The organism is Micromonospora globbae (assembly GCF_003610785.1).
Classification (GTDB): domain Bacteria; phylum Actinomycetota; class Actinomycetes; order Mycobacteriales; family Micromonosporaceae; genus Micromonospora; species Micromonospora globbae.
This window is the reverse complement of the sequence record NZ_RAQQ01000016.1, coordinates 1-12,136: the sequence shown is the minus strand read 5'-3', so window position 1 is coordinate 12,136 and position 12,136 is coordinate 1. Positions and strand designations below refer to the sequence as shown.

Sequence of the window (12,136 nt, the reverse complement as noted above, 5' to 3'; positions counted from 1 at the left end):
GGTCACGCCGTGCGGCCGGCCTCCGCGGCGGTGTCCCCGATCCGAGGGAACGGTTCGATCGAGAAGACCACCTCGACCGGCACCTCGAAGTACGCGGCGATCCGCAGCGCCAGGTGCAGGCTGGGGCGGAACTCGCCGCGCTCCAGGTAGCCGACCGTCTGGTAGTGCACACCCAGCGCGTCGGCGAGCTGGCGCCGGGAGATGCCCCGCTCGGCGCGCAGCACCGCGATCCGGTTGTGCACGGTCTCGCTCATCGGCACCCTCTCACATGATGGCCTGCTGCATCGCCCGCTCACGGCGGGCGGCGACCCGGGAACCGGACTCCCGGCGCGCCATCCGCCGCAGCACGACGGGGGCGAGCACCAGCCCGAGCACCGCCCACGCGCCGAGCACACCGAGCGTCTCCAGGTGCCGCCACGAACCGCCGAGCTCGACCGCCGCCAGGTTGTCCGGCAGCAGCGCCGAGCGCATCCCCAACCCTAGCCAGTAGATCGGGAACACCTGGGCGACGGCCTGGACCCACCCCGGGTAGCCGTTGATGGGATAGAAGATGCCCGACAGCGCGATCAGACCCATCATCGGCAGCATGACGAGCCCGAGGTTGCGCGGGTTCTCGATCAGCGAGCCGATCACCGCGCCGATGGGCAGCGTGGCGACCAGGCCGATGACCACGACCCAGAGCAGGGTGAACCAGGCGCTCGCCTCGGTCAGCCGGAGCCCGTCCACCAGGAACAGCGCCGGCACGAGCTGGATGACCATGCTCACCAGCGCGACCGTCGAGATCGACGTGAGCTTGCCGACCAGGTAGCCGAGCATCCCGTTCGGCGTGGCCTTGGCCCGCAGGAGCGTCCCGTCCTCGCGTTCGACGACGAGCTGCTGGGCGAGCGTGATCAGACCGCCGAACGCCAGCCCCATGCCGAGGATGCTGGGCAGCGTGCGGGTGCCGAGGGAGAAGCCGGTGCCGGGCACCGTCGCCCCGCGCATGAAGAAGATGGTGACCAGCAGGATGAGGGTCGGGAAGACGTAGCCCCACAGGTCCTGCGCGTTCGTGAAGCTGTTGCGCAGCTCGGTGAGGCCGCGCTGGACACCGGCCCGGACGGCCGCTCTGGTCGGGTTCATGCCTCGCTCCCCTGCTTCCACACGGCCGCCGCGCCGGCCCGGCCGCCAGATTCCTGCTCGTGTACGAGCGCGATGTACGCGTCCTCCAGGCTGGCCCGGCGGACCTCCAGCTCCTGCACGCCGTCGCCGTACTGCCGGAACAGCTCCCGCAGGAAGGCGGTGGCGTCGGCCGCGGAGTGCACGAACCGCTCGCCGTCCCGGGTCCAGCGGATCTCGGCGTTGCCGGCCACCCGGCGGGACAGATCGTCCGGCGTGCCCTCGGCGATGATGCGGCCACCGGCCAGGATGAGGATCCGGTCGGCGAGCTTCTCCGCCTCGTCCAGGTCGTGCGTGGTGAGCAGGATCGTCGTGTCGTCCAGGTCGGCCAGCCGGTGCACCAGCTCGTGGAACTCCCGGCGGGCGGCCGGGTCGAAGCCGACCGTCGGCTCGTCGAGGAACAGCAGCTCGGGGCGGCCCACGATGCCGACGGCCACGTCGAGCCGGCGGCGCTGCCCGCCGGAGAGCTGGTTGACCCGCTTGCCCGCGTGGGCGGTGAGGCCGACGGTGTCCAGCAGCTCGTCGACCGGCCAGGGCCGGGGGATCCGGTCGGTGGAGTACGGGGCGTAGAACGCGCCGAGGTGCGCCAGCAGCTCCCGGACCCGCCACTTGCCGTGGTCCCGCCAGGACTGGAGCACGACGCCCAGCCGGGCGCGCCAGCGCTCGTCGCCCCGCCCCGGATCGACGCCGAGGACGCGGACGTCACCGGCCGATCGCATGCGGAACCCTTCGAGGATCTCGATCGTCGTCGTCTTGCCGGCGCCGTTCGGCCCGAGCAGCGCGATGACCTCACCCCTCCGGGCGGTGAGGTCGACGCCGTGCAGCACGTCGACGGTGCCGTACCGCATGCGCAGGTCGCGGACGTGGAGGACCACGTCCTCGTCGGGTGGGTGCGGAGTCGAGGCGACTCCCGGGAGCTCGACCGCAGTCATGACCATCCCCCAGTTGGCGAATCACTGCGGCAAAATGTAGCACCCCTACTACATCTCGAGGTACACCCGCTCTCGGTCGGGGGAGCGACACCTCATCCCGGGCGCCGGTGGAACCACCGGGTCACCGGCGGCGGATCCTCCTCCTCGTACGACCGGGCGGCGCGCACGGCGGCGGCCAGGCCGGACCGGCGCACCCGGGGTGGCGGGTTGACGGCGGGATCCCGCGCCATGTCCCGGAGCAGCGCCGCCGCGAGGACGAGCATCACGAGCACGAACGGCAGCGCCACGAGGATCGTCGCCTGTTGCAGGGCGTCCAGCCCGCCGGCGAGCAGCAGCACGGCGGCCACCGCGCCGATCAGCACGCCCCACACCACGACGAGCCAGCGGCGCGGGCGCAACGTCCCCCGGGAGGTCAGCGAGCCGAGCACCAGCGCGGCCGAGTCGGCGCCCGTCACGAAGAAGAGGGCCACGAGCACCATCGCCAGGACCGACGTCAGCCCGGCCAGCGGCAGCGCCTCCAGCAGCCCGAACAGCGCCCGTTCGGTGCCCGCGCGGACGTCGGCGACCAGGTCGCGGGTGCCCGTGGCCTGGGTCCGCAGCGCGCTGCCGCCCATGATCGCGAACCAGACGACGCTGGCCCCGCTCGGCACCAGCAGCACGCCGGTGACGAACTGGCGGACCGTGCGGCCACGGGAGATGCGGGCGATGAAGATCCCGACGAACGGCGCCCACGAGATCCACCACGCCCAGTAGAAGATGGTCCAGGAGCCGAGCCAGGCCGGGTCGGAGAAGGCGCCGGTACGGGTCGACATGAACACGAGGTTGGTCAGGTAGTCGCCGACCGAGGCCGGGAGCACCTCCAGCGTGTAGACGGTCGGCCCGACCACGAACACGAAGATCATCAGTACGACGGCCAGGACGACGTTCGTGGTGGAGAGCCACTTGATGCCGCGGTGCAGGCCGGACACGGCGGAGACCACGAAGGCCAGCGTGAGCGCGGCGATCACCACGAGCTCGACCGCCACCGTGTCCGGCACCCGGGTGACCAGGCCGAGCCCGGCGGCCACCTGGAGCGCGCCGAGGCCGAGGCTGGTGGCCGAGCCGAAGACGGTGGCGAAGACCGCCAGCAGGTCGACCACCCGGCCCAGCACACCGTCGGCACGGGCGCCGAGCACCGGCCGGAACGCGGCGGAGAGGCGGTTCTCCCGGCCCTTCCGGAAGGTCGAGTACGCGAGCGCCAGCGCCACCACCGCGTAGATCGACCACGGGTGCAGCGTCCAGTGGAAGAGCGTGTACTGCATGGCCGCCGCGCCGGCCGCGCCGGTGTTCGGCGCGACCCCGGTGGCCGGGGGCGGGACGGCGAAGTGCTCGATCGGCTCGGCCACCGCGTAGAAGACCAGCCCGATGCCCATCCCGGTGCTGAACATCATCGACACCCACGCGAGCGTGCTGAACTCGGGCTCGTCGTCGTCGGCGCCGAGGCGGATCCGGCCGAAGCGGCTCGCCGCGATCACCAGCGAGAGCACCACGAAGGCGTCGGCCGCCACGACGAAGAACCAGCCGAAGGTGCTGATGACCCAGGCCAGCCCCTCCCGGCCGGCAACGGCGAGGGATCCCCGGGCCAGGACGCCCCACAGCACGACGGCCAGCACCCCGCCGGCGCTGAGCGCCAGCACGACCCGGTCGACCGGTCGGTTCGCGCCGGCCCCCGGCTCCTCCACCTGCTCGCTCATGGGCACCCCCTGCCCATCCTCGGCAGCGGGAGGGCGTCACAGGGTGCATATCGGGCGAAGCGTCGGCGACCGACACCCGCCGGGGCGGGTCAGGCGGCGAGCGCCTCCTCGGCCTCGACCTGCCGCTTCCACTCGGGCTTGCTGGCCCGCCAGCCCTCGTCGTCCATGCCGAGGCGCCAGTAGCCGGAGATGGAGAGCATCTCCCGGGGCACGCCGCGCTCGATCCGCAGCAGCCGGCGCAGCTCCTTCACGAACGTCGCCTCGCCGTGCACGAACGCGTGCACGGCACCGGGCGGGAAGTCGAGGTCCCGCACGGCCGCCACGAGCGCGTCGCCCACCCGCCGGGCGCCCCGGTGCAGCCAGCACAGCTCGACGGCGCCCCGGCTGTGCAGCGCCAGCTCGTCGGCCGGCCCGTCGACCTCCAGGAACACCTTCGCCGGCGCGCCGGCCGGCAGCCGCTCCAGCGCCGCGGCGATCGCCGGCAGCGCGCTCTCGTCGCCCACCATCAGGTGCCAGTCCGCGTCCGGGCTCGGGGCGTACCCGCCGCCGGGGCCGACGAAGCGCACGGGGTCACCGGGGCGCAGGCGGGCCGCCCACGGCCCGGCCAGCCCCTCGTCGCCGTGGTACACGACGTCCACGGTGAGCTCCCCGGCCCACGGGTCGAAGGCCCGCACGGTGTACGTCCGCAGCCGCGGCCAGTACGCGCGGGGCAGCTCGCGGCGGATCGCGTCGAGGTCGAACGCCACGGGGTACGCCACACCGGGCTGCGGGAAGACCACCTTGATGTAGTGGTCGGTGAACTCTCCCACGGGCAGCCCGGCCAGCTCCTCCCCGCCGAGGACGAGGCGGATGAGGCGCGGGGCGGGCCGCTCGGTGCGCAGGACCCGGGCCGACGTGACCTTCGTACGGCGTTCCGACATGTGGTTAGGCTACCCTAACTTCGCGGGCCGGCCGCCGTGGGGTCGGTCCGGGCGGCTCGACCGCCCTCGCCGACCAGGCGGGCGTGCCAGGCCACCGCGGCCGGGTCGGTGAGCGAGGCCACCTGGTCGACCACCACGCGCAGCCGGGCGGCGTCGTCCGGCGCGGCCCGCCAGAGCGGGGCGAAGACCGGGTCGAGCGCGTCCGGCGCCCGGTCGGCCAGGACGGCCACCAGCTCGGCCAGGACCGCCCGCTGCCACTCGTACCGGGCGTGCGCACCCGGGCGGCGCATCACGTAGCGCAGCGCGATCCCCTTGAGCAGCGCGCAGCGCGCCCGCACCGGTCGGGGCACCACGAGGTCGGCGGCGTACCGGCGGTGCGGGCCCGGGCCGAACCGCTCCTCCGTGGCCGCGACGGCCGCCGTGACGAAACGCCCGGTCAGCACACTGGTCGTCGTCTTGAGCGCGGCCTGGGCACGGTGGCTGCCGTCGTAGCCGGCCAGCGGCGCGAGGACCGGGTCGGCGAGCAGTTCGACCAGCACCTCGGCGAGGTCGGACGGGGACTCGCCGGAGTAGGTGGCCGCCACGTCGGCGCAGAGCGCGGCCCGCTCGTCGGCGTCGACCAGCAGCGGGCGCAGCGTCACGTACCCGCCGTGGATGCCGTCCTCGACGTCGTGCACCGAGTACGCCACGTCGTCGGCCCAGTCCATCACCTGCGCCTCCAGGCAGCGCCGCTCCCCCGGCGGCGCGCCCGCCCGGATCCAGGCGAACACGTCGGCGTCGTCGGCGTACACCCCGAACTTGCGCTCCCCCGGCCGGCGCGGCCAGGGGTACTTGCCGACCGCGTCGAGCGAGGCGCGGGTGAGGTTCAGCCCGGCGGAGGAGCCGTCCGGGGCGAGCACCTTGGCCTCCAGCCGGGTGAGCACCCGCAGCGTCTGCGCGTTGCCCTCGAAGCCGCCGCACGGGGCGGCCAGCAGGTCGAGCGCGGCCTCCCCGTTGTGCCCGAACGGCGGGTGCCCGAGGTCGTGGGCCAGCCCGGCCACGTCCACCACGTCCGGGTCGCAGCCCAGCCGGGCACCCATCTCCCGGGCGATCTGGGCGACCTCCAGCGAGTGGGTCAGCCGCGTACGCAGGAAGTCGTCGGTGCCGGCCGTGTGCACCTGGGTCTTGGCGGCGAGCCGGCGGAACGCGGCCGAGTGGAGCACCCGGGCCCGGTCCCGCTCGTACGGCGACCGGCCGTGGCCGGTGTCCTTGGGCGGCTCGGGCACCCGGCGTTCCGCGTCCGGCGCGCCGGGAACGTCCGCGTTCCGTACGGCACGCCCGTCCCGCTCCCGGCCGGCGTCCGGCACGGTGCCGGCGCCCGGAGGCGGCTGCCCGCTCAACCGGTCACCGGCCTAGCCCCGCTGCTGGAGCACGCAGAACTCGTTGCCCTCCGGGTCGGCGAGCACCGTCCAGCCGACGTCGCCCTGGCCGATGTCGACGTGCCGGGCGCCCATGTCGACCAGCCGCTCGACCTCGGCCTCCCGGTCGCTCGGGCGCAGGTCGATGTGCAGGCGGTTCTTGGTCTCCTTGGCCTCCGTGACCGGCACGAAGACGATGCCCGGGAGGCGGTCGGCCGACGGGCGGATCTCCACGGCGTCCGGCTTCTCGGTGACGATCTGGTAGCCGAGGGCCTCGGCCCACCAGCGGGCAAGCCGCGGCGGATCGTGGGCGTCGACGGTCAGGCTCTCCCAGACGCTGGTCATGCAGCCACCCTTCCGCATCCACGGAGTACGAGCGAGCCAAGGTTACGCCCGCGGCAGCCGTACGGCGCGCCGGGCGACCGCACCGCGCCACGCCGAGCGGGCGCCGGGCGATCGCACCCTGCCACGCCGAGCCGCGACCCCGACGCCCTCCGCACGCCAGCCCGTCGAGAGGGGCCCCGCGCCACCACGGGTGGACAAGGGGCCCCCACCAGGACGTCGGCGATCAGCGGCTGTCCGAGCCGGCGGTCTCCACGGCGGCACGGCCCGCTTCGAGCCGCGCCACCGGCACCCGGAACGGGGAGCAGGAGACGTAGTCGAGGCCCACCGAGTGGAAGAAGTGCACCGAGTCCGGGTCGCCGCCGTGCTCGCCGCAGACGCCGAGCTTCAGTCCGGGCCGGGCGGCCCGCCCCTCCTCGGCGGCGATGCGCACGAGCCGGCCGATGCCCTCGGCGTCGATCGACTCGAACGGCGAGATGCCGAAGATGCCCAGCTCCAGGTAGCGCCAGAAGAACGCCGCCTCGACGTCGTCGCGGGAGAAGCCCCAGCCCATCTGGGTGAGGTCGTTCGTGCCGAAGGAGAAGAACTCGGCGGCCTCGGCGATCTGGCCGGCGGTCAGCGCGGCCCGCGGCACCTCGATCATCGTGCCGATCAGCACCTCGACCCCGCTGTCACCGACCACCTCCGAGATGATCTTCTCGGCCTCGGCGCGGACCGTCTCCAGCTCCTGCACGGCGCCGACCAGCGGGACCATGATCTCCGGGCAGGCCGAGCCGCCCTCTCGCACCACGGCCACGGCGGCCTCCGCGATCGCGCGGACCTGCATGGCGAACAGGCCCGGGATGACCAGTCCGAGCCGTACGCCGCGCAGCCCGAGCATCGGGTTCTCCTCGTGCATCCGCCGGACGGCGGCGAGCAGCGCCTCCTCCTTGGCCACGTCCTCGCCCCGCTCCTGCGCGACGGCCACGTTGACGGCGAGCTGTTCGAGCGGGGGCAGGAACTCGTGCAGCGGCGGGTCGATCAGCCGGACGGTCACCGGCATCCCGTCCATCGCCCGGAAGATGTCCACGAAGTCGGCCCGTTGCAGCGGCAGCAGCGCGGCGAGGGCCGCCTCGCGCTCGTCGTCGGTGCGGGCCAGGATGAGCCGCTCGACCAGCTCCCGCCGGTCGCCGAGGAACATGTGCTCGGTGCGGCACAGCCCGATGCCCTCGGCGCCGAAGCGCCGGGCACGGGCCGCGTCGTCGGCGGTGTCGGCGTTCGTCCGCACCGCGAGCCGCCGCCGCTGGTCGGCGTGGGTCATGATCCGGTGTACGGCGCGGACGAGCGGGTCGTCGGTCTGCTCCGGGTCGAGGGTGCCCTCGAAGTACTGCACGACCTCGGACGGCGTGACCGGCACCTCGCCGAGGTAGACCTTGCCCGTGGTGCCGTCGATGGAGATGACGTCGCCCTCGTTCACCGTCCGCCCGCCGACGGTGAACCTCCGCTGCGGGATGTCCACGTCGAGTTCGTCGGCGCCGGACACGCACGTCTTGCCCATGCCCCGGGCCACGACGGCCGCGTGGCTGGTCTTGCCGCCACGGGAGGTGAGGATGCCCTTGGCGGCGATCATGCCGTTCAGGTCGTCGGGGTTGGTCTCCCGCCGGACGAGGATCACCGACTCGCCCTGCGCGGCCATCTCGACCGCCCGGTCCGAGCTGAAGACGGCCTTGCCGGACGCGGCGCCCGGGGAGGCGCCGACGCCCTTGGCCACCGGCTCGAAGTCGTGGTCGAGCCGGAACCGGGGGAACATCAGCTGGGCCAGTTGCGCGCCGTTGACCCGGTGCAGCGCCTCGTCCAGGTCGATGAGGCCCTCGTCGACGAGCTGCCCGGCGATGACGAACGCGGCGGCGGCCGTCCGCTTGCCGACCCGGGTCTGGAGCATCCAGAGCTTGCCCCGCTCGATGGTGAACTCGATGTCGCAGAGGTCCTTGTAGTGCTCCTCGAGCCGGGCCATGTAGCCGAGCAGCTCGTCGTACGACTTCTTGTCGATCCGCTCCAGTTCCTGCAACGGCACGGTGTTGCGGATGCCGGCCACCACGTCCTCGCCCTGGGCGTTGGCGAGGTAGTCGCCGTAGATGCCCTGGGCGCCACTGGCCGGGTCGCGGGTGAAGGCGACACCGGTCCCGGAGTCGGGGCCGAGGTTGCCGAAGACCATGGTCACCACGTTGACGGCGGTGCCGAGGTCGGCGGGGATCCGCTCCTGCCGGCGGTAGACGACCGCCCGCTCGGCGTTCCACGACTCGAACACCGCCCGGATGGCGAGGTCCAGCTGTTCGCGCGGGTCCTGCGGGAACTCCCGCCCGGTGTGCTTGGCGAAGATCTTCTTGTACGCGTCGACGAGCGCGCGCAGGTCGTCGGCGTCGAGGTCGAGGTCGCTGGTGGTGCCCTTGGCGCGCTTGGCCTCGTCCAGCGCCTGCTCGAACTCCTCGCCCGGCACGTCGCAGACCGTCTTGCCGAACATCTGGATGAGGCGGCGGTACGAGTCCCAGGCGAACCGGTCGTTGCCGCCGGCCTGGGCGCTGAGCCCGATGACGCTGCGGTCGTTGAGGCCGACGTTGAGGACGGTCTCCATCATCCCGGGCATCGAGAACTTGGCGCCGGAGCGTACGGAGACCAGCAGCGGGTCGTCCGGGTCGCCGAGGCGGCGGCCCATCTCCCGCTCCAGCGACTCCAGGTGCGCCTCGATCTGGTCGGCGAGACCGGCCGGCTCCTCACCGGTCGCGAGGTACGCCTTGCAGGCCTCGGTCGTGATGGTGAAACCGGGCGGCACCGGAAGGCCGAGGTTGGTCATCTCGGCCAGGTTGGCCCCCTTGCCACCGAGCAGGTCCTTGAGATCCTTGTTGCCCTCGGCGAAGTCGTACACGTACTTGTGGTCGACCGTCTCTTGCGCTGCCACCAGACCCTCCAACGCGCGCCATTGACACTTAACGAAGGTTCAGTTCGGACATACCCCGAGGGCGACCACCGGTAATCCGGCGTCGTCCAACGATCGGTGGGCGAAGGTTAAGCGAACATCGGGTGGCCTGGGACCGTTCGGTGACAATAGGCACAGCCATCACCACTATCCGCGTTCGTACCGGTTTTTGGGAACGCTTCCACGCGCATGATCACGCAATCGCCCCTGCCGCCGTACGCTTGAGGGCACTGGTTCTCGCTGAACCTGACCTTTGCCATATCCCGCCCGAATACACCCGGGAGCCCTCGCCGTGACGACCACCCCCGCCACCCCGCCCGAGACCGGCCCCGACCCGCTCGACGAGCTGGGCGTGCCCACCCGGCGTCCGGCCGCCGCCGAGCTGGCCCGGAGCGCCGCCCACCGCGCCGGCGACCTGCTCGCCCCGCCCGCACCCGTCCGACTGGGTGACGTCGTCCCCGCTCCCGAGTTCGTGGCGCCCGACCCGGCGGCCGACTTCACGCTCACCGCCGACGCGGCGGTCCGGGTCAGCCCCGCGGGCCGGGACGTCGCCGAGGAGCTCGCGGCGCTGCTGCGGCCCGCCACCGGCTTCCCGCTGCCCGTCGCGGACGCGGCCGGCACCGAGGGCGACGGCCCGCTGGTCCTCACCGTCGCCACCGACCCGCTGGAGGCGGGGGCGGCCTCCCTTGGGCAGGACGTCAACGTGCCGGCGGTGACCGGCGGTGGGGAGCTGGGCGACGAGGGCTACCGCCTCGACGTGGCGCCGCACGGGATCCGGATCGTCGCCGCCACCCCGGCCGGGCTCTTCTACGGCGTGCAGACCCTGCGCCAGCTGCTGCCGCCGGCGGTCGAGAGCCGGACGCCGGTGACCGAGCGCTGGACGGTGCCCGGCGGGTCGATCGTCGACCGGCCCCGCTTCGCGTACCGCGGGGCGATGCTCGACGTGGCCCGCCACTTCTTCCCGGTTGCCGACGTGCTGCGCGTCGTCGACCACCTGGCGCGCTACAAGCTCAACCACCTGCACCTGCACCTCACCGACGACCAGGGCTGGCGGATCGCCGTCGACTCGTGGCCGCGACTCGCGGAGGTCGGTGGCGTCACCGAGGTGGGCGGCGGGCCCGGCGGCTCGTACAGCGGGGAGGACTACCGCCGCATCGTCCGGTACGCCGCCCGCCACCACGTCACCGTGGTGCCGGAGATCGACCTGCCCGGGCACACGAACGCCGCGCTGGTCGCGTACCCGGAGCTGGCGCCCGGCAAGGTCGCGCCGCCGCCGTACACCGGCACCGAGGTCGGCTTCAGCTACGTCGACCCGGCCGACGAGCGGACGTACGACTTCGTGGCCGACGTGCTCGGCGAGGTGGCCGCGCTCACGCCGGGGCCGTGGCTGCACATCGGCGGCGACGAGGCGTTCAAGGTGCCGGCGGACGTCTACCGGGGCTTCATCGAACGGGCCCAGCGACTGGTGGCGGCGACCGGGAAGACCGTGGTCGGCTGGCACCAGCTCGCCCCGGCCGCGCACGCCGACGGGCGGGTCCTCCAGTGGTGGGGCACCAACGGCGAGGACCCCGAGACGGCCGACGCCGTACGCCGCGGCGCCCGGCTGATCCTCTCCCCCCGCCAACCACGCCTACCTGGACATGAAGTACACCCCGGACACCCCGATCGGCCACGACTGGGCGGGCCTGATCGACGTCCGCCGCGCGTACGACTGGGATCCGGGCACCCACATCGCCGGCGTGCCCGCCGAGGCGGTGCTCGGCGTGGAGGCGCCGCTCTGGACCGAGTCCGTGGCGACGCTCGCCGAGGTCGAGTTCATGCTCTTCCCCCGGCTGCCCGCCGTGGCCGAGCTGGCCTGGTCGCCGCGGTCGGCCCACGACTGGGCCGGCTTCCGCGAACGGCTGGCCGGGCACGGCCCCCGCTGGGCGGCGGCCGGAATCACCTTCCACCCGTCGCCGGAGGTGCCCTGGCCGCCGACCGAGACCACCGCAGCCGCTCCGGCAGCAGCGGCCCCCGTGACGGAACCGGCAGCAGCAGCAGCAGCTTCTGCGACGGAGCCCGCGGCAGCCCTCCCCGCGACCGGTCCGACGGCAGCAGCGGTCCCCGTGACGGAGCCGGCGGCGGCAGCGATCCCCGTGACGAAGCCGGCGGCAGCAGTGATTGCTGCGACGGAGCCGCTGATGGCAGCCTCGGCAGCAGCCGCCGAGCCGATTCCCGGCCAGCCGGCACCGGACACCACCGCCGAACCGGTCTAGCTGCCCCTGGGCACCCAGCTCGCGGCAGGCCACGGCCTATCCATGGCCAGCGCCGTCCTATCCCTGGCCGGCGCCGTCGTGTTCGACCCGCTGTCCGCCGGGCGGTATCCCCGTCACCCGGTCACCGCCATGCCACCGGCGTCGAGGTCGACCAGGCGCGCCCAACCAGCCGGGCGCACACCGGTCGGGTGGACGCTGTCGACCTGCCCCATATCTGGGGCACCACGGCCTCAGCGGCAACACGGGCCTATGGGCCCCGGATCGAACGGCAGTCAAGGTCCACCGATCGACGCGGACGAGGGTGCGGACGTCCCAGCCGGGGTGTCAACGGTCTCTTTGATCTCCCCGTAGGCGGCCGGCAGTTGTCCCCGCTGACGGCCGCGGAGTTCTCCCCAACGGCGGCCAGATAGTTCCCCGCCGTTGGTTGTTCGGGGTGTCAGGTCAAGGGC

The 12,136-nt window shown here is 73.3% G+C and carries 8 protein-coding genes and 1 pseudogene; 1 reads left to right on the top strand and 8 read right to left on the bottom strand.

Going from position 1 to position 12,136, the window contains the following annotated elements; all coding sequences use genetic code 11:
- Nucleotides 1-2 precede the first annotated feature (2 nt).
- The 8 genes from D7I43_RS21120 to ppdK all read right to left on the bottom strand — a co-directional run bounded on the left by D7I43_RS21120 (nucleotide 3) and on the right by ppdK (nucleotide 9,414).
- Nucleotides 3-254, bottom strand: coding sequence for a helix-turn-helix transcriptional regulator (locus D7I43_RS21120; RefSeq protein ID WP_120330284.1), 252 nt, complete (start codon nucleotides 252-254; stop codon nucleotides 3-5).
- A gap of 10 nt (nucleotides 255-264) precedes the next feature.
- A complete protein-coding gene (locus D7I43_RS21115) occupies nucleotides 265-1,119 on the bottom strand; it encodes an ABC transporter permease (RefSeq protein WP_120330283.1) in 855 nt (284 codons plus the stop codon).
- Nucleotides 1,116-2,087 carry an ABC transporter ATP-binding protein gene (locus tag D7I43_RS21110; protein ID WP_120330402.1) on the bottom strand — a complete coding sequence of 324 codons (972 nt, stop codon included), beginning with the start codon at nucleotides 2,085-2,087 and terminating at the stop codon, nucleotides 1,116-1,118. The genes D7I43_RS21115 and D7I43_RS21110 overlap by 4 nt, the downstream gene beginning before the upstream one ends.
- Before the next feature lie 92 nt (nucleotides 2,088-2,179).
- Nucleotides 2,180-3,820: a BCCT family transporter gene (locus D7I43_RS21105; protein ID WP_120330282.1), complete on the bottom strand. Its 1,641-nt coding sequence runs from the start codon at nucleotides 3,818-3,820 to the stop codon at nucleotides 2,180-2,182.
- Between the two features lie 89 nt (nucleotides 3,821-3,909).
- Nucleotides 3,910-4,740: a siderophore-interacting protein gene (locus D7I43_RS21100; RefSeq protein ID WP_120330281.1), complete on the bottom strand. Its 831-nt coding sequence runs from the start codon at nucleotides 4,738-4,740 to the stop codon at nucleotides 3,910-3,912.
- Between the two features lie 14 nt (nucleotides 4,741-4,754).
- Complete coding sequence (locus D7I43_RS21095; protein WP_120330401.1) at nucleotides 4,755-6,086, bottom strand: deoxyguanosinetriphosphate triphosphohydrolase; 1,332 nt, start codon at nucleotides 6,084-6,086, stop codon at nucleotides 4,755-4,757.
- 45 nt (nucleotides 6,087-6,131) lie between these two features.
- Nucleotides 6,132-6,482, bottom strand: a complete 351-nt coding sequence (locus tag D7I43_RS21090; protein ID WP_120330280.1) for a VOC family protein — start codon at nucleotides 6,480-6,482, stop codon at nucleotides 6,132-6,134.
- Nucleotides 6,483-6,705: 223 nt separating this feature from the next.
- Complete coding sequence (gene ppdK, locus D7I43_RS21085) at nucleotides 6,706-9,414, bottom strand: pyruvate, phosphate dikinase (RefSeq protein ID WP_120330279.1); 2,709 nt, start codon at nucleotides 9,412-9,414, stop codon at nucleotides 6,706-6,708.
- 271 nt (nucleotides 9,415-9,685) lie between these two features.
- Here ppdK and D7I43_RS21080 point away from each other — a divergent pair.
- A pseudogene (locus D7I43_RS21080) lies at nucleotides 9,686-11,459 on the top strand (beta-N-acetylhexosaminidase); the annotation flags it as partial.
- Nucleotides 11,460-12,136: the final 677 nt, after the last annotated feature.

What these genes read in the sequence shown, in the direction of transcription:
- D7I43_RS21120 (WP_120330284.1), bottom strand. Translation starts at nt 254, where the DNA reads ATGAGCGAGACCGTGCACAACCGGATCGCGGTGCTGCGCGCCGAGCGG.
- D7I43_RS21115 (WP_120330283.1), bottom strand. Translation starts at nt 1,119, where the DNA reads ATGAACCCGACCAGAGCGGCCGTCCGGGCCGGTGTCCAGCGCGGCCTC.
- D7I43_RS21110 (WP_120330402.1), bottom strand. Translation starts at nt 2,087, where the DNA reads ATGACTGCGGTCGAGCTCCCGGGAGTCGCCTCGACTCCGCACCCACCC.
- D7I43_RS21105 (WP_120330282.1), bottom strand. Translation starts at nt 3,820, where the DNA reads ATGAGCGAGCAGGTGGAGGAGCCGGGGGCCGGCGCGAACCGACCGGTC.
- D7I43_RS21100 (WP_120330281.1), bottom strand. Translation starts at nt 4,740, where the DNA reads ATGTCGGAACGCCGTACGAAGGTCACGTCGGCCCGGGTCCTGCGCACC.
- D7I43_RS21090 (WP_120330280.1), bottom strand. Translation starts at nt 6,482, where the DNA reads ATGACCAGCGTCTGGGAGAGCCTGACCGTCGACGCCCACGATCCGCCG.